The organism is Pseudomonas resinovorans NBRC 106553 (genome assembly GCF_000412695.1).
In the GTDB taxonomy this organism is placed as follows: Bacteria; Pseudomonadota; Gammaproteobacteria; order Pseudomonadales; family Pseudomonadaceae; genus Metapseudomonas; species Metapseudomonas resinovorans_A.
Genome location: NC_021499.1, coordinates 5,343,843 through 5,367,248, shown reverse-complemented (window position 1 = coordinate 5,367,248; position 23,406 = coordinate 5,343,843). Strand labels below are relative to the sequence as shown.

General features: G+C 58.6%; 10 protein-coding genes, 4 tRNA genes and 6 rRNA genes. 17 read left to right on the top strand and 3 right to left on the bottom strand.

Features of this window, described 5'->3' with window-relative positions; translation table 11 throughout:
- Positions 1-62: 62 nt before the first annotated feature.
- The 16 genes from pssA to PCA10_RS24140 all read left to right on the top strand — a co-directional run bounded on the left by pssA (position 63) and on the right by PCA10_RS24140 (position 17,530).
- Positions 63-878 carry a CDP-diacylglycerol--serine O-phosphatidyltransferase gene (gene pssA / locus PCA10_RS24215; protein ID WP_016494720.1) on the top strand — a complete coding sequence of 272 codons (816 nt, stop codon included), beginning with the start codon at positions 63-65 and terminating at the stop codon, positions 876-878.
- A 60-nt stretch (positions 879-938) separates the two neighbouring features.
- Positions 939-1,943: a protein-methionine-sulfoxide reductase catalytic subunit MsrP gene (msrP, locus tag PCA10_RS24210; protein ID WP_016494719.1), complete on the top strand. Its 1,005-nt coding sequence runs from the start codon at positions 939-941 to the stop codon at positions 1,941-1,943.
- A complete protein-coding gene (msrQ, locus tag PCA10_RS24205) occupies positions 1,943-2,575 on the top strand; it encodes a protein-methionine-sulfoxide reductase heme-binding subunit MsrQ (protein WP_016494718.1) in 633 nt (210 codons plus the stop codon). The genes msrP and msrQ overlap by 1 nt, the downstream gene beginning before the upstream one ends.
- A gap of 507 nt (positions 2,576-3,082) precedes the next feature.
- Positions 3,083-4,619, top strand: a 16S ribosomal RNA gene (locus tag PCA10_RS24200).
- A 65-nt stretch (positions 4,620-4,684) separates the two neighbouring features.
- A tRNA-Ile gene (locus PCA10_RS24195) sits at positions 4,685-4,761 on the top strand.
- Positions 4,762-4,793: 32 nt separating this feature from the next.
- Positions 4,794-4,869, top strand: a tRNA-Ala gene (locus PCA10_RS24190).
- Positions 4,870-5,096: 227 nt separating this feature from the next.
- A 23S ribosomal RNA gene (locus PCA10_RS24185) occupies positions 5,097-7,987 on the top strand.
- Positions 7,988-8,128: 141 nt separating this feature from the next.
- A 5S ribosomal RNA gene (rrf, locus tag PCA10_RS24180) occupies positions 8,129-8,244 on the top strand.
- A gap of 402 nt (positions 8,245-8,646) precedes the next feature.
- A 16S ribosomal RNA gene (locus PCA10_RS24175) occupies positions 8,647-10,183 on the top strand.
- Between the two features lie 65 nt (positions 10,184-10,248).
- Positions 10,249-10,325 (top strand) — tRNA-Ile (locus tag PCA10_RS24170).
- Between the two features lie 32 nt (positions 10,326-10,357).
- Positions 10,358-10,433 (top strand) — tRNA-Ala (locus tag PCA10_RS24165).
- A 227-nt stretch (positions 10,434-10,660) separates the two neighbouring features.
- A 23S ribosomal RNA gene (locus tag PCA10_RS24160) occupies positions 10,661-13,551 on the top strand.
- Positions 13,552-13,692: 141 nt separating this feature from the next.
- A 5S ribosomal RNA gene (gene rrf, locus PCA10_RS24155) occupies positions 13,693-13,808 on the top strand.
- Together the 16S, 23S and 5S rRNA genes with 4 tRNA genes alongside form the textbook arrangement of a ribosomal RNA operon.
- Before the next feature lie 165 nt (positions 13,809-13,973).
- Positions 13,974-14,636: a paraquat-inducible protein A gene (locus tag PCA10_RS24150; RefSeq protein WP_016494717.1), complete on the top strand. Its 663-nt coding sequence runs from the start codon at positions 13,974-13,976 to the stop codon at positions 14,634-14,636.
- Positions 14,623-15,246, top strand: coding sequence for a paraquat-inducible protein A (locus PCA10_RS24145; protein WP_016494716.1), 624 nt, complete (start codon positions 14,623-14,625; stop codon positions 15,244-15,246). Before PCA10_RS24150 ends, PCA10_RS24145 begins: the two co-directional genes overlap by 14 nt.
- Complete coding sequence (locus tag PCA10_RS24140; RefSeq protein WP_016494715.1) at positions 15,239-17,530, top strand: PqiB family protein; 2,292 nt, start codon at positions 15,239-15,241, stop codon at positions 17,528-17,530. The genes PCA10_RS24145 and PCA10_RS24140 overlap by 8 nt, the downstream gene beginning before the upstream one ends.
- 57 nt (positions 17,531-17,587) lie before the next feature.
- On the opposite strand, the gene mksF is transcribed toward PCA10_RS24140, so the two are convergent.
- The 3 genes from mksF to mksB are packed head-to-tail and all read right to left on the bottom strand — an operon-like array spanning position 17,588 to position 22,388.
- Entirely contained in the window at positions 17,588-20,422 is a 2,835-nt protein-coding gene (gene mksF, locus PCA10_RS24135; protein WP_016494714.1) for an Mks condensin complex protein MksF, read from the bottom strand.
- Positions 20,419-21,132 carry an Mks condensin complex protein MksE gene (gene mksE / locus PCA10_RS24130; RefSeq protein WP_016494713.1) on the bottom strand — a complete coding sequence of 238 codons (714 nt, stop codon included), beginning with the start codon at positions 21,130-21,132 and terminating at the stop codon, positions 20,419-20,421. Before mksE ends, mksF begins: the two co-directional genes overlap by 4 nt.
- Complete coding sequence (gene mksB / locus PCA10_RS24125) at positions 21,132-22,388, bottom strand: Mks condensin complex protein MksB (RefSeq protein ID WP_016494712.1); 1,257 nt, start codon at positions 22,386-22,388, stop codon at positions 21,132-21,134. The genes mksE and mksB overlap by 1 nt, the downstream gene beginning before the upstream one ends.
- Positions 22,389-22,624: 236 nt before the next feature.
- Here mksB and PCA10_RS24120 point away from each other — a divergent pair, with 236 nt between their 5' ends.
- Positions 22,625-23,233, top strand: a complete 609-nt coding sequence (locus PCA10_RS24120) for a hypothetical protein (RefSeq protein ID WP_016494711.1) — start codon at positions 22,625-22,627, stop codon at positions 23,231-23,233.
- Positions 23,234-23,406: the final 173 nt, after the last annotated feature.

Genomic DNA, 23,406 nt, shown 5'->3' with positions numbered 1-23,406 from the left:
AAGCCTGTTTGCCGGGCGGTGCAGTCAGCGCTACCCACCACATCGTTGCAAGGATGTTGTTCATGAGTGAACGTCCCGAAGAGCCGAATCAGCCAGCCGACAATGACAGCCTGTTGCCGATCGACGAACACGTCGAGGAAGGCCAGGATGCGGAAGGGCGCAAGGTTCGGCATCGCGGTATCTATCTGCTCCCCAACCTGTTCACCACGGCCAACCTGTTTGCCGGTTTCTACGCCATAGTCAACGCTATGAACGGCAACTTCTCGGTGGCCGCCGCGACCATTTTCGTCGCGATGGTGCTGGACAGCCTGGATGGTCGCGTGGCCCGTCTCACCAACACCCAGAGCGCGTTCGGCGCCGAATACGACTCGCTTTCGGACATGGTCGCCTTCGGTGTGGCGCCCGCCTTGCTGGCCTTCGAGTGGGCCTTGAGCGGGCTGGGCAGCGTCGGCCTGACCGTGGCCTTCATCTATGTGGCGGGTGCGGCGCTGCGCCTGGCTCGCTTCAACACCCAGATCGGCAAGGTGGACAAACGCTACTTCATCGGTCTCGCCAGTCCGGCGGCGGCGGGTGTCGTGGCCGGTACCGTCTGGGCCTTCAGTGATTTCGGCATCAAGGGCTCGAACATGTCGTTCATCGTCGCCCTGCTGGTGGCCCTGGCCGGCATGCTGATGGTGAGCAATATCAGGTTCTACAGCTTCAAGGACCTGGACCTGAAAGGACGCGTACCCTTCGTTGCCATCCTGATCGTGGTGCTGGCCTTCGCCGTGGTCTTCAGTGATCCGCCGCGTATCCTCCTGTTGATCTTCCTGGCTTACGCCGCCTCCGGCCCGGTGCAATACTTGCTCCAGCTGCGTCGTCGCAAGCAGGTCGAGTGATGTAATTTCCTCGCGGCTCCGCAGTCTACTGGGCATCCTCGCCCGAGTTGCGGAGCCGCCATGCTGATCCAGATCCCCCCTTCTTCCGCGTGCCGTGAGCACGAAGTCACCCCCGAGTCGATCTACCTCTCCCGTCGCCGATTGCTCGCCGCAGCTGGTGGTCTTGCTGCCATGGCGGCATTGCCCGGTCATGCCCAGGATCCCTCGGCCTATCCCGATGTCGAGGCTGCCAAGTCGCCAGCCTGGTTCGACGAGAAGCTCGCAGGCACTCGTTGGCAAGCCGTTACGCCGGGGAACGAAGCGGTCACGCCCTTCCAGGATGCAACGCATTACAACAACTTCTACGAGTTCGGGACCAACAAAGGGGACCCGGCACGTAATGCCGGGCAGTTGCAGATCGAACCCTGGACGGTGCGTATAGAGGGGGAGGTGGGCAAGCCGGGTACCTACTCGATAGAGGACCTCGTGAAACCTCATGGCCTGGAAGAGCGCATCTACCGATTGCGCTGCGTCGAGGCCTGGTCCATGGTCATTCCCTGGGTGGGTTTTCCCCTGGCGGACCTGCTCAAGCGGGTCGAGCCAACCAGCAAGGCCAAGTACGTCAGCTTCGAGACCCGCCTTGCGCCGGAAGAGATGACCGGGGTGCGCTCTGGTTTTTCCCTGATCGACTGGCCCTATATAGAAGGGCTGCGGCTGGACGAAGCCATGCACCCCCTGACCATTCTCGCGGTGGGCATGTACGGTCGCATCCTGCCCAACCAGAATGGGGCGCCGCTGCGCCTGGTGGTGCCGTGGAAGTATGGCTTCAAGAGCATCAAGTCCATCGTGCGGATCAGCCTGGTCAGCGAGCAGCCGGCGACTACCTGGCAAAGCATCGCCGCTGAGGAATACGGCTTCTATTCGAACGTCAATCCAGAGGTGGACCACCCACGCTGGAGTCAGGCTCACGAGCGCCGACTGCCCAGCGGGCTATTCAGTCCGAACATCGTGCCGACGCGCATGTTCAACGGCTATGACGAAGTGGCCAGCCTGTATACCGGGCTGGATCTGAGGAAGAACTACTGATGCGATTCTGGTTCTGGAGACTTTGCGTATTCCTGGCGGCGCCGGTTCCGGTAATCCTGTGGCTGTACCAGGCCTGGATATTCGCCCTCGGGCCGGACCCGGGTAAGGTGCTGGTCGACCGCCTGGGGCTGGCAGCGCTCTGGTTATTGCTCATCACCCTGGCCATGACGCCGTTGCAGAAGCTCACTGGCTGGGGAGGGTGGATAGCGGTCCGGCGACAGTTGGGGCTTTGGGCTTTTACTTATGTGGTCATGCATATCACTGGCTATGCAGTGTTTCTGCTCGGTCTGGACATGCAGCAATTCCTGATCGACCTCGGTAAGCGTCCCTACATCTTTGTTGGGGCGCTGGGCTTCGTCGGGTTGCTGGCGCTGGCGATCACGTCGAACCACTTCAGCATTCGCCGCCTCGGCAAACGCTGGAAGCGCCTGCACAGGTTGGTGTACGCAATTCTGGGTATCGCCCTGTTGCACATGCTCTGGGTGATAAGGGCGGACATGGCCGAATGGGCCGGCTACGCCATGGCGGGTGCGCTGCTTATGTTGCTGCGCGCCCCACCTGTAGTGCGCCTGTTGCCCAGGGTTACAGCTGCATTCAGGCGAGATTCGAAGATAGTTTCAAATAAGTGTTGACGGCAGATTCTGCGCGCCTATAATGCGCACCTCTTCCAGCGACGAAGCAGCGAAAGAGCTTGAAAATCAAGCACTTAGCTAAGCTGAAATAGCGGGAAGGGGTGATCGGCGAGCGGTGGTAGAGCTGGCCGCTTCGGACTTCCGAAAGGGCGAACGAAGAAGATCACAGAGGCGTTGACAGCGAGTTTGAACGCTGTAGAATGCGCCTCCCGCTGACGAGAGGAGTGATCGGATCGAAAGCGCAAGCGGTTGAGTAGAAAGAGAAATTCTTCGAAAAACAGCTTGACAGCAAGAAAGGCTGCTGTAGAATGCGCGGCCTCGGTTGAGACGAAAGACTTGATCGAAACGCTCTTTAACAACTGAATCAAGCAATTCGTGTGGGTGCTTGTGAGGTAAGACTGGTAGTCGACTGATTATCAGCAACACAAGTAACTCTTCGTGAATTCAAAGAGTTTATTTGCGATTGCTGAGCCAAGTTTAGGGTTTTCTCAAAACCCAAGCAGTATTGAACTGAAGAGTTTGATCATGGCTCAGATTGAACGCTGGCGGCAGGCCTAACACATGCAAGTCGAGCGGCAGCGGGTCCTTCGGGATGCCGGCGAGCGGCGGACGGGTGAGTAATGCCTAGGAATCTGCCTGGTAGTGGGGGATAACGTTCGGAAACGGACGCTAATACCGCATACGTCCTACGGGAGAAAGTGGGGGATCTTCGGACCTCACGCTATCAGATGAGCCTAGGTCGGATTAGCTAGTTGGTGGGGTAAAGGCTCACCAAGGCGACGATCCGTAACTGGTCTGAGAGGATGATCAGTCACACTGGAACTGAGACACGGTCCAGACTCCTACGGGAGGCAGCAGTGGGGAATATTGGACAATGGGCGAAAGCCTGATCCAGCCATGCCGCGTGTGTGAAGAAGGTCTTCGGATTGTAAAGCACTTTAAGTTGGGAGGAAGGGCAGTAAGTTAATACCTTGCTGTTTTGACGTTACCAACAGAATAAGCACCGGCTAACTTCGTGCCAGCAGCCGCGGTAATACGAAGGGTGCAAGCGTTAATCGGAATTACTGGGCGTAAAGCGCGCGTAGGTGGTTCAGCAAGTTGGAGGTGAAATCCCCGGGCTCAACCTGGGAACTGCCTCCAAAACTACTGAGCTAGAGTACGGTAGAGGGTAGTGGAATTTCCTGTGTAGCGGTGAAATGCGTAGATATAGGAAGGAACACCAGTGGCGAAGGCGACTACCTGGACTGATACTGACACTGAGGTGCGAAAGCGTGGGGAGCAAACAGGATTAGATACCCTGGTAGTCCACGCCGTAAACGATGTCGACTAGCCGTTGGGATCCTTGAGATCTTAGTGGCGCAGCTAACGCGATAAGTCGACCGCCTGGGGAGTACGGCCGCAAGGTTAAAACTCAAATGAATTGACGGGGGCCCGCACAAGCGGTGGAGCATGTGGTTTAATTCGAAGCAACGCGAAGAACCTTACCTGGCCTTGACATGCTGAGAACTTTCCAGAGATGGATTGGTGCCTTCGGGAACTCAGACACAGGTGCTGCATGGCTGTCGTCAGCTCGTGTCGTGAGATGTTGGGTTAAGTCCCGTAACGAGCGCAACCCTTGTCCTTAGTTACCAGCACGTTATGGTGGGCACTCTAAGGAGACTGCCGGTGACAAACCGGAGGAAGGTGGGGATGACGTCAAGTCATCATGGCCCTTACGGCCAGGGCTACACACGTGCTACAATGGTCGGTACAAAGGGTTGCCAAGCCGCGAGGTGGAGCTAATCCCATAAAACCGATCGTAGTCCGGATCGCAGTCTGCAACTCGACTGCGTGAAGTCGGAATCGCTAGTAATCGTGAATCAGAATGTCACGGTGAATACGTTCCCGGGCCTTGTACACACCGCCCGTCACACCATGGGAGTGGGTTGCTCCAGAAGTAGCTAGTCTAACCGCAAGGGGGACGGTTACCACGGAGTGATTCATGACTGGGGTGAAGTCGTAACAAGGTAGCCGTAGGGGAACCTGCGGCTGGATCACCTCCTTAATCGAAGACTTCAGCTTCTTCATAAGTTCCCACACGAATTGCTTGATTCAATTGCGAAGGCGATTGGGTCTGTAGCTCAGTTGGTTAGAGCGCACCCCTGATAAGGGTGAGGTCGGCAGTTCGAATCTGCCCAGACCCACCAATTGTCGCGGGGTCGTATGACCGGTTGACATTGGGGCCATAGCTCAGCTGGGAGAGCGCCTGCTTTGCACGCAGGAGGTCAGGAGTTCGATCCTCCTTGGCTCCACCATCTCCAGGCTGACCAAGAGTCCAGAATTGAATATCTCGAGTGGGATATTGAATTCTGAACTTTGCTTCAGAATCGTTCTTTAAAAATTCGGGTATGTGATAGAAGTGACTTGTTGAGTGTTTCACTGCACTCAATGAATCAAGGTAAAATTTGCGAGTTCAAGCGCGAATTTTCGGCGAATGTCGTCTTCACCCCTATGATCACGAGCAGATTGCTTGGGGTTATATGGTCAAGTGAAGAAGCGCATACGGTGGATGCCTTGGCAGTCAGAGGCGATGAAAGACGTGGTAGCCTGCGATAAGCTTCGGGGAGTCGGCAAACAGACTTTGATCCGGAGATCTCTGAATGGGGGAACCCACCTAGGATAACCTAGGTATCTTGTACTGAATCCATAGGTGCAAGAGGCGAACCAGGGGAACTGAAACATCTAAGTACCCTGAGGAATAGAAATCAACCGAGATTCCCTTAGTAGTGGCGAGCGAACGGGGATTAGCCCTTAAGCTTCTTGGATTTTAGCGGAACGCTCTGGAAAGTGCGGCCATAGTGGGTGATAGCCCCGTACGCGAAAGGGTCCAGGAAGTGAAATCGAGTAGGACGGAGCACGAGAAACTTTGTCTGAATATGGGGGGACCATCCTCCAAGGCTAAATACTACTGACTGACCGATAGTGAACCAGTACCGTGAGGGAAAGGCGAAAAGAACCCCGGAGAGGGGAGTGAAATAGAACCTGAAACCGTATGCGTACAAGCAGTGGGAGCCTACTTTGTTAGGTGACTGCGTACCTTTTGTATAATGGGTCAGCGACTTATATTCAGTGGCGAGCTTAACCGAATAGGGGAGGCGTAGCGAAAGCGAGTCTTAATAGGGCGTTTAGTCGCTGGGTATAGACCCGAAACCGGGCGATCTATCCATGGGCAGGTTGAAGGTTAGGTAACACTGACTGGAGGACCGAACCGACTACCGTTGAAAAGTTAGCGGATGACCTGTGGATCGGAGTGAAAGGCTAATCAAGCTCGGAGATAGCTGGTTCTCCTCGAAAGCTATTTAGGTAGCGCCTCACGTATCACTCCAGGGGGTAGAGCACTGTTTCGGCTAGGGGGTCATCCCGACTTACCAAACCGATGCAAACTCCGAATACCTGGAAGTGTCAGCGTGGGAGACACACGGCGGGTGCTAACGTCCGTCGTGAAAAGGGAAACAACCCAGACCGTCAGCTAAGGTCCCAAAGTTATGGTTAAGTGGGAAACGATGTGGGAAGGCTTAGACAGCTAGGAGGTTGGCTTAGAAGCAGCCACCCTTTAAAGAAAGCGTAATAGCTCACTAGTCGAGTCGGCCTGCGCGGAAGATGTAACGGGGCTCAAACCATACACCGAAGCTACGGGTTCGTCGTAAGACGAGCGGTAGAGGAGCGTTCTGTAAGCCTGTGAAGGTGAGTTGAGAAGCTTGCTGGAGGTATCAGAAGTGCGAATGCTGACATGAGTAACGACAATGCGAGTGAAAAACTCGCACGCCGAAAGACCAAGGGTTCCTGCGCAACGTTAATCGACGCAGGGTGAGTCGGCTCCTAAGGCGAGGCAGAAATGCGTAGTCGATGGGAAACGGGTTAATATTCCCGTACTTCTAATTACTGCGATGGGGGGACGGAGAAGGCTAGGCCAGCTTGGCGTTGGTTGTCCAAGTTTAAGGTGGTAGGCCGAACACTTAGGCAAATCCGGGTGTTCAAGGCCGAGAGCTGATGACGAGCGTTCTTTTAGAACGTGAAGTGGTTGATGCCATGCTTCCAGGAAAAGCCTCTAAGCTTCAGGTAATTAGGAACCGTACCCCAAACCGACACAGGTGGTTGGGTAGAGAATACCAAGGCGCTTGAGAGAACTCGGGTGAAGGAACTAGGCAAAATGGCACCGTAACTTCGGGAGAAGGTGCGCCGGTGAGGGTGAAGGACTTGCTCCGTAAGCTCATGCCGGTCGAAGATACCAGGCCGCTGCGACTGTTTATTAAAAACACAGCACTCTGCAAACACGAAAGTGGACGTATAGGGTGTGACGCCTGCCCGGTGCCGGAAGGTTAATTGATGGGGTTAGCGCAAGCGAAGCTCTTGATCGAAGCCCCGGTAAACGGCGGCCGTAACTATAACGGTCCTAAGGTAGCGAAATTCCTTGTCGGGTAAGTTCCGACCTGCACGAATGGCGTAACGATGGCGGCGCTGTCTCCACCCGAGACTCAGTGAAATTGAAATCGCTGTGAAGATGCAGTGTATCCGCGGCTAGACGGAAAGACCCCGTGAACCTTTACTGTAGCTTTGCACTGGACTTTGAGCCTGCTTGTGTAGGATAGGTGGGAGGCTTTGAAGCGAGGACGCCAGTTCTCGTGGAGCCATCCTTGAAATACCACCCTGGCATGCTTGAGGTTCTAACTCTGGTCCGTCATCCGGATCGAGGACAGTGTATGGTGGGCAGTTTGACTGGGGCGGTCTCCTCCTAAAGAGTAACGGAGGAGTACGAAGGTGCGCTCAGACCGGTCGGAAATCGGTCGTAGAGTATAAAGGCAAAAGCGCGCTTGACTGCGAGACAGACACGTCGAGCAGGTACGAAAGTAGGTCTTAGTGATCCGGTGGTTCTGTATGGAAGGGCCATCGCTCAACGGATAAAAGGTACTCCGGGGATAACAGGCTGATACCGCCCAAGAGTTCATATCGACGGCGGTGTTTGGCACCTCGATGTCGGCTCATCACATCCTGGGGCTGAAGCCGGTCCCAAGGGTATGGCTGTTCGCCATTTAAAGTGGTACGCGAGCTGGGTTTAGAACGTCGTGAGACAGTTCGGTCCCTATCTGCCGTGGACGTTTGAGATTTGAGAGGGGCTGCTCCTAGTACGAGAGGACCGGAGTGGACGAACCTCTGGTGTTCCGGTTGTCACGCCAGTGGCATCGCCGGGTAGCTATGTTCGGAAGAGATAACCGCTGAAAGCATCTAAGCGGGAAACTCGCCTCAAGATGAGATCTCACTGGGATCTTGAATCCCCTAAAGGGCCGTCGAAGACTACGACGTTGATAGGTTGGGTGTGTAAGCGCTGTGAGGCGTTGAGCTAACCAATACTAATTGCCCGTGAGGCTTGACCATATAACACCCAAACAATCTGGTGATTGTGGGTGCGACTGGTTGAAGTCGATAGAAACCGAAAGTTCGCAAGAACCGCAAATACCTAGACTGTCACATACCTGATTCGGGGTCGCGCCTTACCGCGAGATCCCAACCGAATTGCTTGACGACCATAGAGCGTTGGAACCACCTGATCCCATCCCGAACTCAGTAGTGAAACGACGCATCGCCGATGGTAGTGTGGAGCTTCTCCATGTGAGAGTAGGTCATCGTCAAGCTTCTATCCCAAGGCCCCGATATGCCCAGCGCATATCGGGGTTTTGCCTTTAAGTGAGAGCCCTGTATTTCAAGGCTCTCGCAGTAACCACCAGGTGGTACTGCAGGTTGATTTGATGAGTCGAATCAGCCAGCTGTAGAAGTCGTTGAGTAGAAAGAGAAATTCTTCGAAAAACAGCTTGACAGTAAGAAAGGCTGCTGTAGAATGCGCGGCCTCGGTTGAGACGAAAGACTTGATCGAAACGCTCTTTAACAACTGAATCAAGCAATTCGTGTGGGTGCTTGTGAGGTAAGACTGGTAGTCGACTGATTATCAGCAACACAAGTAACTCTTCGTGAATTCAAAGAGTTTATTTGCGATTGCTGAGCCAAGTTTAGGGTTTTCTCAAAACCCAAGCAGTATTGAACTGAAGAGTTTGATCATGGCTCAGATTGAACGCTGGCGGCAGGCCTAACACATGCAAGTCGAGCGGCAGCGGGTCCTTCGGGATGCCGGCGAGCGGCGGACGGGTGAGTAATGCCTAGGAATCTGCCTGGTAGTGGGGGATAACGTTCGGAAACGGACGCTAATACCGCATACGTCCTACGGGAGAAAGTGGGGGATCTTCGGACCTCACGCTATCAGATGAGCCTAGGTCGGATTAGCTAGTTGGTGGGGTAAAGGCTCACCAAGGCGACGATCCGTAACTGGTCTGAGAGGATGATCAGTCACACTGGAACTGAGACACGGTCCAGACTCCTACGGGAGGCAGCAGTGGGGAATATTGGACAATGGGCGAAAGCCTGATCCAGCCATGCCGCGTGTGTGAAGAAGGTCTTCGGATTGTAAAGCACTTTAAGTTGGGAGGAAGGGCAGTAAGTTAATACCTTGCTGTTTTGACGTTACCAACAGAATAAGCACCGGCTAACTTCGTGCCAGCAGCCGCGGTAATACGAAGGGTGCAAGCGTTAATCGGAATTACTGGGCGTAAAGCGCGCGTAGGTGGTTCAGCAAGTTGGAGGTGAAATCCCCGGGCTCAACCTGGGAACTGCCTCCAAAACTACTGAGCTAGAGTACGGTAGAGGGTAGTGGAATTTCCTGTGTAGCGGTGAAATGCGTAGATATAGGAAGGAACACCAGTGGCGAAGGCGACTACCTGGACTGATACTGACACTGAGGTGCGAAAGCGTGGGGAGCAAACAGGATTAGATACCCTGGTAGTCCACGCCGTAAACGATGTCGACTAGCCGTTGGGATCCTTGAGATCTTAGTGGCGCAGCTAACGCGATAAGTCGACCGCCTGGGGAGTACGGCCGCAAGGTTAAAACTCAAATGAATTGACGGGGGCCCGCACAAGCGGTGGAGCATGTGGTTTAATTCGAAGCAACGCGAAGAACCTTACCTGGCCTTGACATGCTGAGAACTTTCCAGAGATGGATTGGTGCCTTCGGGAACTCAGACACAGGTGCTGCATGGCTGTCGTCAGCTCGTGTCGTGAGATGTTGGGTTAAGTCCCGTAACGAGCGCAACCCTTGTCCTTAGTTACCAGCACGTTATGGTGGGCACTCTAAGGAGACTGCCGGTGACAAACCGGAGGAAGGTGGGGATGACGTCAAGTCATCATGGCCCTTACGGCCAGGGCTACACACGTGCTACAATGGTCGGTACAAAGGGTTGCCAAGCCGCGAGGTGGAGCTAATCCCATAAAACCGATCGTAGTCCGGATCGCAGTCTGCAACTCGACTGCGTGAAGTCGGAATCGCTAGTAATCGTGAATCAGAATGTCACGGTGAATACGTTCCCGGGCCTTGTACACACCGCCCGTCACACCATGGGAGTGGGTTGCTCCAGAAGTAGCTAGTCTAACCGCAAGGGGGACGGTTACCACGGAGTGATTCATGACTGGGGTGAAGTCGTAACAAGGTAGCCGTAGGGGAACCTGCGGCTGGATCACCTCCTTAATCGAAGACTTCAGCTTCTTCATAAGTTCCCACACGAATTGCTTGATTCAATTGCGAAGGCGATTGGGTCTGTAGCTCAGTTGGTTAGAGCGCACCCCTGATAAGGGTGAGGTCGGCAGTTCGAATCTGCCCAGACCCACCAATTGTCGCGGGGTCGTATGACCGGTTGACATTGGGGCCATAGCTCAGCTGGGAGAGCGCCTGCTTTGCACGCAGGAGGTCAGGAGTTCGATCCTCCTTGGCTCCACCATCTCCAGGCTGACCAAGAGTCCAGAATTGAATATCTCGAGTGGGATATTGAATTCTGAACTTTGCTTCAGAATCGTTCTTTAAAAATTCGGGTATGTGATAGAAGTGACTTGTTGAGTGTTTCACTGCACTCAATGAATCAAGGTAAAATTTGCGAGTTCAAGCGCGAATTTTCGGCGAATGTCGTCTTCACCCCTATGATCACGAGCAGATTGCTTGGGGTTATATGGTCAAGTGAAGAAGCGCATACGGTGGATGCCTTGGCAGTCAGAGGCGATGAAAGACGTGGTAGCCTGCGATAAGCTTCGGGGAGTCGGCAAACAGACTTTGATCCGGAGATCTCTGAATGGGGGAACCCACCTAGGATAACCTAGGTATCTTGTACTGAATCCATAGGTGCAAGAGGCGAACCAGGGGAACTGAAACATCTAAGTACCCTGAGGAATAGAAATCAACCGAGATTCCCTTAGTAGTGGCGAGCGAACGGGGATTAGCCCTTAAGCTTCTTGGATTTTAGCGGAACGCTCTGGAAAGTGCGGCCATAGTGGGTGATAGCCCCGTACGCGAAAGGGTCCAGGAAGTGAAATCGAGTAGGACGGAGCACGAGAAACTTTGTCTGAATATGGGGGGACCATCCTCCAAGGCTAAATACTACTGACTGACCGATAGTGAACCAGTACCGTGAGGGAAAGGCGAAAAGAACCCCGGAGAGGGGAGTGAAATAGAACCTGAAACCGTATGCGTACAAGCAGTGGGAGCCTACTTTGTTAGGTGACTGCGTACCTTTTGTATAATGGGTCAGCGACTTATATTCAGTGGCGAGCTTAACCGAATAGGGGAGGCGTAGCGAAAGCGAGTCTTAATAGGGCGTTTAGTCGCTGGGTATAGACCCGAAACCGGGCGATCTATCCATGGGCAGGTTGAAGGTTAGGTAACACTGACTGGAGGACCGAACCGACTACCGTTGAAAAGTTAGCGGATGACCTGTGGATCGGAGTGAAAGGCTAATCAAGCTCGGAGATAGCTGGTTCTCCTCGAAAGCTATTTAGGTAGCGCCTCACGTATCACTCCAGGGGGTAGAGCACTGTTTCGGCTAGGGGGTCATCCCGACTTACCAAACCGATGCAAACTCCGAATACCTGGAAGTGTCAGCGTGGGAGACACACGGCGGGTGCTAACGTCCGTCGTGAAAAGGGAAACAACCCAGACCGTCAGCTAAGGTCCCAAAGTTATGGTTAAGTGGGAAACGATGTGGGAAGGCTTAGACAGCTAGGAGGTTGGCTTAGAAGCAGCCACCCTTTAAAGAAAGCGTAATAGCTCACTAGTCGAGTCGGCCTGCGCGGAAGATGTAACGGGGCTCAAACCATACACCGAAGCTACGGGTTCGTCGTAAGACGAGCGGTAGAGGAGCGTTCTGTAAGCCTGTGAAGGTGAGTTGAGAAGCTTGCTGGAGGTATCAGAAGTGCGAATGCTGACATGAGTAACGACAATGCGAGTGAAAAACTCGCACGCCGAAAGACCAAGGGTTCCTGCGCAACGTTAATCGACGCAGGGTGAGTCGGCTCCTAAGGCGAGGCAGAAATGCGTAGTCGATGGGAAACGGGTTAATATTCCCGTACTTCTAATTACTGCGATGGGGGGACGGAGAAGGCTAGGCCAGCTTGGCGTTGGTTGTCCAAGTTTAAGGTGGTAGGCCGAACACTTAGGCAAATCCGGGTGTTCAAGGCCGAGAGCTGATGACGAGTGTTCTTTTAGAACATGAAGTGGTTGATGCCATGCTTCCAGGAAAAGCCTCTAAGCTTCAGGTAATTAGGAACCGTACCCCAAACCGACACAGGTGGTTGGGTAGAGAATACCAAGGCGCTTGAGAGAACTCGGGTGAAGGAACTAGGCAAAATGGCACCGTAACTTCGGGAGAAGGTGCGCCGGTGAGGGTGAAGCATTTACTGCGTAAGCTCATGCCGGTCGAAGATACCAGGCCGCTGCGACTGTTTATTAAAAACACAGCACTCTGCAAACACGAAAGTGGACGTATAGGGTGTGACGCCTGCCCGGTGCCGGAAGGTTAATTGATGGGGTTAGCGCAAGCGAAGCTCTTGATCGAAGCCCCGGTAAACGGCGGCCGTAACTATAACGGTCCTAAGGTAGCGAAATTCCTTGTCGGGTAAGTTCCGACCTGCACGAATGGCGTAACGATGGCGGCGCTGTCTCCACCCGAGACTCAGTGAAATTGAAATCGCTGTGAAGATGCAGTGTATCCGCGGCTAGACGGAAAGACCCCGTGAACCTTTACTGTAGCTTTGCACTGGACTTTGAGCCTGCTTGTGTAGGATAGGTGGGAGGCTTTGAAGCGAGGACGCCAGTTCTCGTGGAGCCATCCTTGAAATACCACCCTGGCATGCTTGAGGTTCTAACTCTGGTCCGTCATCCGGATCGAGGACAGTGTATGGTGGGCAGTTTGACTGGGGCGGTCTCCTCCTAAAGAGTAACGGAGGAGTACGAAGGTGCGCTCAGACCGGTCGGAAATCGGTCGTAGAGTATAAAGGCAAAAGCGCGCTTGACTGCGAGACAGACACGTCGAGCAGGTACGAAAGTAGGTCTTAGTGATCCGGTGGTTCTGTATGGAAGGGCCATCGCTCAACGGATAAAAGGTACTCCGGGGATAACAGGCTGATACCGCCCAAGAGTTCATATCGACGGCGGTGTTTGGCACCTCGATGTCGGCTCATCACATCCTGGGGCTGAAGCCGGTCCCAAGGGTATGGCTGTTCGCCATTTAAAGTGGTACGCGAGCTGGGTTTAGAACGTCGTGAGACAGTTCGGTCCCTATCTGCCGTGGACGTTTGAGATTTGAGAGGGGCTGCTCCTAGTACGAGAGGACCGGAGTGGACGAACCTCTGGTGTTCCGGTTGTCACGCCAGTGGCATCGCCGGGTAGCTATGTTCGGAAGAGATAACCGCTGAAAGCATCTAAGCGGGAAACTCGCCTCAAGATGAGATCTCACTGGGATCTTGAATCCCCTAAAGGGCCGTCGAAGACTACGACGTTGATAGGTTGGGTGTGTAAGCGCTGTGAGGCGTTGAGCTAACCAATACTAATTGCCCGTGAGGCTTGACCATATAACACCCAAACAATCTGGTGATTGTGGGTGCGACTGGTTGAAGTCGATAGAAACCGAAAGTTCGCAAGAACCGCAAATACCTAGACTGTCACATACCTGATTCGGGATCGCGCCTCACCGCGAGATCCCAACCGAATTGCTTGACGACCATAGAGCGTTGGAACCACCTGATCCCATCCCGAACTCAGTAGTGAAACGACGCATCGCCGATGGTAGTGTGGAGCTTCTCCATGTGAGAGTAGGTCATCGTCAAGCTTCTATCTCAAACCCCCGATACGCCTCGCGTATCGGGGGTTTGTCTTTGTGCGCGAAAAGAATGCCAAGCATGCTTGCGCCTGAAGTGTCCGGATACCTCTGAGATACGACCGCACGAGCATTGCTCGTCTAGAATACCTGCGATATCCAGAGAGCCTTGCCGCCATGCCTGAACAGGCTGAACAACGCCCGCTAGCCGATCTACCCCTGCACGATCTGATCGCCTGCCACGAGTGCGATCTGCTGATGCATCACCCCCAACTTGGTGAGGAGCAGAAGGCCTGCTGTCCCCGCTGCGGCTATGAGCTGGTGGTGCACCGCTCCCACATGGAGCGTCGTGCCCTTGCCCTGGTACTGACCGCCTTGCTGCTGTTCGTGCCTGCCAACTTCCTGCCCATCATGTCGCTCAACCTGCTAGGCCAGAATGCCCATGACACCGTCTGGACCGGCGTTGTCGGCCTCTATAACAGCGGCATGGAAGGCGTCGCCTTCCTGGTGTTCCTGTGCAGCATGGTGATCCCCCTGGTGAAGCTGCTCTGCCAGCTGGTGGTGCTGCTGTGCATCCGCACCCGTCGTGCCCGCGGCATGGGAGTCATGCTCTACCGCCTTTACCACCACCTGCGGGAGTGGGGGATGCTCGAGGTCTACCTCATGGGCATCCTGGTATCCATCGTCAAGTTGATCGAGCTGGCCGAACTGCACCTGGGCGTCGGCCTGGCCTGTTTCATCGCCCTGCTGCTGGCCCAGATATGGCTGGAGGTGACCATGTCCCCGCACCAGGTCTGGGATGCCCTGGACGCAGAAGGAAGTGCCCATGCGAGCCATTGATGCCGGCATCATCGTCTGCGACGAATGCCACCTGTTGAACCGCGCCGACCCCGACGACGATCACGGTGAGTGCCGTCGCTGCGGCGCCACGCTCTATCCGCGTCGTCCCAACAGCATCGTGCGTACCTGGGCCTTGCTGCTCACCGCCACGATCCTCTATGTGCCGGCCAACCTGCTGCCGATCATGACGGTGAACTTCCTTGGTAACGGTGCGCCCTCCACCATCATGGGCGGCGTACTGGAGCTGATCCACGCCGAGATGGTGCCCGTGGCGCTGGTGGTATTCGTCGCCAGCATCCTGGTACCCACTTTCAAGCTTGTAGGTATCGCATTGCTGCTTTACTCAGTGCAGCGGCGCCTGCCCATGTCGCCGCGGCAACGCATTCTGATGTACCGCTTCATCGAGTGGATCGGCCGCTGGTCAATGCTGGATATCTTCGTTATCGCCATCCTCGTGGCGCTGGTGAACTTCGGCAACCTGGCCAGCATCGAAGCGAACCTGGGGGCCGCCGCCTTCGCCAGCGTGGTGGTACTCACCATGATCGCAGCGGTAACTTTCGACCCCAGGCTTATCTGGGACAACACCGAGACGGACGACGAGAATGCCTGAGTTGCCATCGCCCAAAACCAAGAAAACCACGAACTGGTCCGCCATCTGGGTACTGCCGCTGATAGCGCTGCTCATCGGCCTCTGGCTGGCCTGGAAGGCGATGAGCGAGGCCGGCATCGACATCCAGATCCGCTTCGAGAACGGCGAGGGTATCCAGGTCGGCAAGACCCAGCTGATGTACAAGGGCATCCAGGTCGGCAAGGTGGTCGACCTGCATGTCAGCGACGACATCAAAGGGGTGGTCGCGACCGTCGAGGTCATGAAGGAAGCCGAGCCCTACCTCAGCAAGGACACCCGCTTCTGGCTGGTGCGTCCGCGTGTTTCCCTGGCAGGTGTCACCGGCCTGGAAACCCTGGTATCCGGCATCTACATCGCCATCGACCCGGTCAAGGGCGAGCCCGCTCGCCATTACACCGCCCTGGCCGAGCCGCCACCGCTATCGGACACCCTGCCGGGCCTGCACCTGATGCTCAAGGCCGAGCGCCTGGGCTCCCTGGAGCAGGGCAGCCCGGTCTATTACCGGCAGATCCAGGTCGGCCAGGTGAAGAGCTACCAGCTCGCCGAAGACCAGCGCACCGTCGAGATCAAGGTGCACATCGAGCAGCCCTACGCGCATCTGGTGCGCAAACACACGCGCTTCTGGAACGCCAGCGGCCTGAATGTCACCGCCGGCCTGTCGGGAGTGAAGATACGGACAGAGTCGGTGCTCAGCATCATGGCCGGCGGCATCGCGTTCGCCACGCCGGAGCACCGCCAGGACAGCCCGCCCACCGACCCGAGCATTCCGTTCCGGCTTTACGACGGCTTCGAATCCGCCGAGGCGGGGCTGAGAGTGCTCCTGCGCATGGACGACGTCAGCGGTCTCAACCCGGGTAATACGCCGGTGATGTACAACGGCGTGCAGGTGGGGACCCTGAAGAAACTCGACATGGACAAGGACTTCACCGGCGCCACCGCCGAGCTGACCATGGAGCCGCGCACCGAAGACTTCCTGGTGGAAGGCACGGAGTTCTGGACGGTGAAACCCTCCATCTCCCTGGCCGGTATCACCGGCATCGAGGCACTGGTGAAGGGCAACTACATCGCCGTGCGCTTCGCCAGGGAAGGAACGCCGACCCGCGAGTTCAAGGTCCGGCCCAAGGCTCCGCCGCTGAACACCGACGCCCCCGGTCTGCATCTGGTGCTCACCACCGACCATCTCGGTTCCCTGGAAGTCGGCAGCCCGGTGCTGTTCCGTCAGATGCGCGTGGGCAGTGTGCAGAGCTACCAGCTGTCCCGTGACCAGCAACGCGTGGTGATCGGTATTCATATCGAGCCCGAGTTCACCAAGCTGGTGAACGAGTCCACCCGCTTCTGGAACTCCAGCGGCATCACCATCAAAGGGGGGCTGTCCGGTGTCGAAGTGAAGAGCGAATCGCTGCAGACCCTGCTGGCCGGCGGCATCACCTTCACCACCCCGGACCCGAAGGCCAAGCCGGTCACCCGACCGCGCCGCTTCACCCTGCACACCGACGAAGCGGAAGCCATCGTCAAAGGCACCCTGATCGAGATCGCCGTGTCCCAGGCTGAAGGCCTCAAGGAAGGCACCCCGATCCGCTTCAAGGGCATCGATGTCGGTGAGGTGGAGTCGGTGACCCTGAACAACGACCTTTCCGGCGTTGTCCTCAAGGCGCGCCTGACCCAGGCCGCGGACCGCATCGCCCGCGCCGGCACCCGCTTCTGGGTCGTTGGGCCGGAGCTCGGCCTGCTGCGCACCGCCAACCTGGACACCCTGGTCGGCGGCCAGTACCTGGCCGTACAGCCCGCCGACAAACCCGGCGCCGCCCAGACCCGCTTCACCGCGCAGGCCCAGGCTCCCGACCCGGCCGTCCGCGAACAAGGCCTGCGGATCACCCTCAGTGCCCCCAGCCGGGGTGCCATCAAGCCCGGCGTGCTGGTCAGCTACCGCGACGTGCCGGTGGGCAAGGTGCTCTCCTACGAACTGGGCAAGACCGCCGACCGGGTCTTCATCCAGGTGCTCATCGAGCCGCGCTATGCGCCGCTGGTGCACAGCGGCAGCCGCTTCTGGATCACCAGCGGGGTCGGCGTGAACGCCAGCCTGTTCAAGGGGGTGAAGGTGCGCACCGGCTCCCTGGAGTCGCTGGTGGAGGGCGGCATCGCCTTTGCCACTCCCAACGAAGGGCAGATGGGCAACGCCGCGTTGAATGGCCAGACCTTCGCCCTTCACGAGGATGTGGAGGAAGAGTGGTTGACCTGGGCGCCGAAGATTCCCCTGGCGCGATAACCCGCGCAATAAACAAAAGGGCCGCGATTGCGGCCCTTTTGCATGTCAGCGGTTGGCTCAGGCGGGTTCGACCGCCTCGTCCTGCTGCTCGCTAGCGGCCTTGGCCACTTCACGACGCTTGATGAACTTCCAGTCCGCCTCGTCGATGTAGATGCCGTTCGGGCCGCTGCCGCCTTCCAGGTCGATGGCGACGTTGGCCGACACCTGCGGCTTCACCGAGGCGAGGATGGGCGTGAAGCCCAGTTGCTGGCTGGTCTCGATCAGCGCCTGCTGGTTGCGCTCGTCGATGTCCGCCGCCTCGTCCAGGTAATAGGGCAGGCGGATGCGCCCGGCCTGCTCGCGGTCCATCAGGTGCAGCAGCAGGTACATGTTGGTCAGCGCCTTGATGGTCATGGTGGTGCCGTTGGAGGCGGCGCCATCGATGTCCGTGTGGATGACCGGCTGGCCGTTGACCTTGGTGATCTCGAAGGCCAGCTCGAACAGGTCCTTCAGGCCCAGCTGGTTGCCGTTGGCCGCCACCAGGCGGGCCAGGTACTCCTTGGCTTCCTCGTTCTTCGCATCCTGGTCGCTGGAGTTGGTCAGGTCGAATACCGAAAGGGTCTCGCCTTCCTCGTACTGGCCAGCGCTGTGGATGATCTGGTCGATGTGGCGCAGGGCTTCCTTGTTCGGCGCGAGGACGATGCGGAAGCTCGCCAGGTTGGATACCTGGCGCTTGTTGATCTCGCGGTTGAACAGCGCCAGCTGGTGTTCCAGGTTGTCGTAGTCGCTGCGGATGTTGCGCAGGGTCCGGGCGATGTCGGTGACCGCTGCGCGGCGCGCCTTGGCCAGGGTCAGGGCTTCGTCCTGGCGGTGGGCGTAGGCGTTGATCAGCAGCTGCAGGCGGCGCTCGGCGTCGTCCTCGCTGTCGAACTTGGCCACGCCCTTCAGGCGCACCTGGGCGTACAGGGCTTCGATCTGGCCATCGATGCGCTGCAGCGCCTGCCAGGTGTCCTGGTAGTCGTTGAGCAGCGGCAGCAGGTTGTCCAGGCTGTCGTCCACCGGGTCCATGAAGGGCTTGCCGAAGGGCAGGTCGGCGGGCAGCAGCTGGCGGCGACGCAGGGCGTCTTCCAGGGTGCGTTCCTTGGCTTCCAGGTCGGCGAGCTGGCGGCCCACCAGTTGCAGCTTGGCGGACAGCTGCTGGACGCGCTCGGTGAAGGCATCGGCGGAACGCTTCAGTTCATCCTGGGTGGCTTCCAGCTGCGCCAGCTGTTCGAGCTTGGCCGGTTCCTCGGCGGACAGGGTCTGGGCTTTGCGGAAGTCTTCGAGGGCTTTCTGCGCATCGAGCACGTCCTGGTAGAGCTTCTCCGCCTGGGCCTTGCTCGCGGCGCGGTCGGCGGCCACCGATTGCTGGGTCTTGAGCTGCTTGAACTCGCGTTCCAGGCGATCCTTCTGATCGCGCAGGGCGGCACGGTCGGCCAGGGCCTGGAGGGCCGGCGGCTCGATGCTGGACAGGTCGACGGACAGGCCGGGCACCTCGAACTGGCTGCCCTTGAACTGGTCGAGCACGGATTCCAGGGTTTTCACCCAGGCCTCGCCGTCGTCCAGCTGGATGCCTTTCTCGCCCAGCGGCAGGCTGAACAGCTGGCCGTTGAACAAGCGCATCAGGCGATCCACATCGGCCTGGGAGAACTCTTCGCGCAGGCGCGAGTAGCTGTTGTTGTCGGCATGGTCGAGTTGCTGCTTGACCGCCTTCAGGCGTTTTTCCAGGTCACGCAGGCGCTCGTCCAGGTCCTCGGCGGAGAACTGGCGGGACTGTGCCAGGGCGCCGGCCAGTTCGTCGTGGGCGTCCTTGGCGGCCAGCAGCTGTTGCTCCAGCACCTTGGCGTCGTCCACCAGGGCGAAGCGGTTCTTCAGCACCGCCAGCTCGCCGAGCCAGCGCTGGTTTTCGGTGATGGCGCGCTCGAGGCGCATCATTTCCTGGGTGCCGCCGCGCTGATCGTTCTGCAGGCCATCCTGTTCATTGCGGTAGTGCTCGGCCTGGATCACCAGCTCCTCGCGGCGGGCGCCGGAGTAGTCCTGCCAGGTGCCGAGCAGCGAATCCAGCAGCGGCGAGATGCGGTGCAGCTTGCCGCGCAGGATCTCGCGCTGGCTCACGCCATTGGCCAGGGCTTCCACCAGCGGGCCGGCGGATACCAGCGCCTGGTAGTCCTGTTCCATGCGGCGCACGTCGCGGAAGGCTTCTTCGCAGGCGGCGATGTAGTCCACGCTGCCCGAGCGCAGGCTGTGCTCGAACGCGTCGAGGAACAGCTGCTTGAGCTTGGCCGCGGTGATCTCGCGCATGTGCAGCAGGTTGATGAACAACGAGCGGAAGGTCTTCAGGCTCTGCTCGCTGGTGGAGCGCAGCGGGATCAGCGTCAGGTCCAGAGGGATGGAGGTGTGACCACCCACCAGCAGGCGGCGCAGCTCATCGGGTTTGAGCTCGTAGGCCTTGATGCCCTCGCGCTCGAGGTTGTTGAACAGCTCGCGCTGGCGCAGGCAGGTACCGTCGCGCTGGTAGTGGTCCAGGTCCAGCTCGCCGCGGTAGGCGAAGAACTGGTGGCCGAAGCCGCCGCCCGGGCCGCGACCGGCTACGCCGATCACATGGGGGCCGTGGGGCAGGGACACTTCGACGAGGATGTAGCTGGTGTCGGTGGCGAAGTAGAACTTGCGCGACTGCTCCAGGCTGTATTTGCCGAAGCTCATGTCGGACATGCGCGCCAGGATCGGGAACTGCAGCGCGTTGATCGACGCCGACTTGCCGAGGTTGTTGGCGCCGTAGATCGACAGCGGGGTTTCCAGCGGGAACAGGCCCAGGCTGTAGCCGGCGGTGTTCAGCAGGGCGAAGCGGCGGATGCCGTAGCGTTCCTGGCTCATGCGTCTTCCTCCTGGGCGGCGCGTTCTTCGGCCATGGCGCGGGCCAGGGCGTCTTCTTCGGACTCGTTGGCAGGCTCGGCTTCAGGCTCGGCGCTGTCGATGGGGATGATGGCGTCGCCGCTGTCGTCGTCCATCAGCACCGGTGCGCGCAGCTCCAGGTCGGTGGTGTGCAGGCTGGCGGCCAGGTCGCGGTCGTGCTGCACCGCCAGGCACACGTCGAGGAAACGGTGCATGGGCGGCAGGAAGCGGTACACGCCGTTGCTGTCCTCGGCAAAGCCCAGCTGGGTGAGGCGGCGGATGACCTTCTCTTCCAGCTCTTCATGGGTGGTCACCTCGGCCTGCATGAACAGGTCGCGGTACTTCTCCAGCAGCGCCGGCAGCTCGTCGCGGCCGATGCTGCCGCCATCCAGTACCGAGAGCGGGTCGCGGCCCTGGTCGGCCAGGTGCTCCACCAGGATGAAGGTGAACAGTGCCAGGCGCTGGGCGGTCTTGTTCACCTGGGCGCCCATCTGCTCGGGCACGAAGTAGTAGAAGCCGCGCGGGTCGCAGACCAGCTCGAAGCCGAGCGCCTTGAACAGGGCACGGTACTGGTCCTGCATGGTGGACAGCTGGGCGTAGCACTCCGGCTCGCTGCGCGAGAGGTGGTAGCCCTTGAACAGCTCGCGGAAGATCGGCGCGAGCTGGGTCATTTCTTTCAGGTCGATGTTCATCAGGAAGTCTTCTCGGCCGCTGCGGGGCTCTTGATCAGGGCATAGGAGCTCAGGCTCACCTGGTGCTCGGCGGTCAGGTAGTCACGGCGCTCCAGGCGGTCGCGCGAGAAACGGGCATCGCGGGACAGGCGCGAGAACCAGTAGAGCAGCTCGTCGGTGGCGCCTTCGGGCTCCTGTTCCAGCAGCCAGACCATCAGGTCCGGCAGCGGCAGGGCCTGCTCGCAACGGTCGAGCATTTCCCGCGCGGTCTTCGGCGAGCGCGGTGCGACGGTCTTGCGCGGGCCACTGGATTTGGGGAAGTGCGCCGGCTTGGGCTGGAAGCGCGCCAGGGCGTAGACGTAGGCCTCCACCTGGGAGCCGCTGCCGAGGAAGGTGGTCTGTGGCCGGGTGAACAGCGGCATGGCCGCGTGCGGCACAGCGTCCAAACCCTTCTTGCGGATCACCGACAGGGCCAGGGCGGCGCCACGGGTCACGGCGTTGTGCCGGCGCGCTTCCTCGCGCAGCGGCAACAGCAGTTCGCGGGCCTTGCGCAGGGTCAGCTGGGCGCTGGTCTGCATTTCCAGGATGCGCGCATGGGTGCGCAGCACCAGGTCGTCGTCCACCAGCTGGCCCAGGCGTTGCTGTTCGCCCAACAGGCGCAGCAGCACCTGCTCGACGCGGCGTACACCCTGCTCGAAGGCGCCGTCGGCGGCCACCAGCTGGATCATCGGCTCGACATACTCGTCCCAGGTGGCCAGTACTTCGGCATAGCGCTGGCGCAGGGGAATCTGTCGATCGCTGGTCTTGGCCCGGTCGGCCACGGCCACCAGGGCCTGCTCATCGTTGTCGAGCTTCTTCAGTACGTCGCGCACGCGCATGTCGAGCAGGCGCAGCTGGCGCGCCAGGTCGTTGCCGTCGCGGATCTCGAAGGCTTCCTGGATATAGCCGGCGAGGCGTTCCAGGTGGCGCAGGTAGGCCTCGATCTCCAGGCACAGGCCGAGGCGGTGCTCGCGCCGCAGGTAAGCGAGGAAGTCGTGGATCTGCGCGTTCAGCTCGAAACGGTTCGGGCTTTTCGCCACGGGAACCAGGATGTCCAGGCGCACCCAGAGGTCGAGCAGGGCGGTCACGTCGGTGGGCGTGCCCTCCGGCAACTGGGCGGCGAGCTGCACACGCAACTCCACCAGGCTCAGGGTGCCGGCATCGAAGCGCTCGCAGAGCGGCTCGAGCAACGTCCAGTGTTCGGCTAGGGCGCGCAATACGCGCTTGGGATCGATCATCGATTGGCCGGGTTCGCTGAAAAAAGAGGCGATTGTACTTCAGGTTGCCGGTGGCGATTGAGCTTCAACCGATCAGAGGAGCGACAGCCGTCCGGGACTGACGTTTTTCGGCAGTTTGCGACTGGCATCGTGCTATCAAATGCCCCGGAACAGGGCTGCAACCCCTTTCCAAGTACTTGAATTGCCTGGCATGTTTTCTGCGTTATGGAACTGTCCACAGCCCGATCGCTGGAACCATGAGCCCCGAATCCGCACTCACCGCCGAAGCCCGCTGGGCCGAACTGGAACACCTGACCGACCTGGACTGGGAGCTCGACGCCATCACCAATCGCCAGGAAGCCATCGACTTCCTGCTGCATTTTGAAAATCGCCTGTGCGTCTATTCGGGGTACGTGGAAAAACTCTACAGCCGCTACAGCTTCGTGGTGCCGGAGGAAGAACACGGCAGCATCACCATCCTCCCCGACGAAATGGCCTGGTACGACACCTTCCACGAGATCCCCGCCGATGCGGTGCTGCCCACCGGCATCCACATCCTCCCCGGCGAGGTGCTGGGTGCCACCGGCCTGTACCTGAAGATTCCCGGGGAGCACCGCCTCAGCCCCTCCGCCGAGCTGCCCTTCCAGGACGGCCTCAAGCTGCTGATCCAGCGTTACCAGGCCCGTGGCGAACAATTCCTGCCGGTGCTGGTCAAGGGCGACCTGCGCGAGTACGAGGCACGCATGCCCTCGCTGCACCTGCACCGCATCGACCCGGCGCGGCTCGGCCGCCATTCGCGGCTGGAAGTGGCGAACATCCGTGGCGCCATCGCCGACCACCTGATCGGCCTCTATCGCCAGCGCTGAACGCGGCACTGTGAGGCGGATGGCGATAGCTCGCCGCAGGTCGCCGCCCCGGACGAATCACCACCTGCCCGCCGACCTTTCCGCCCACGGCTTTTCACGCCACAATTCCCTGATCTGGCGCCGTTGCCACAAGCAGTACGGCGCTATCAGCCCGAGCCCCCGCGCACGTACGC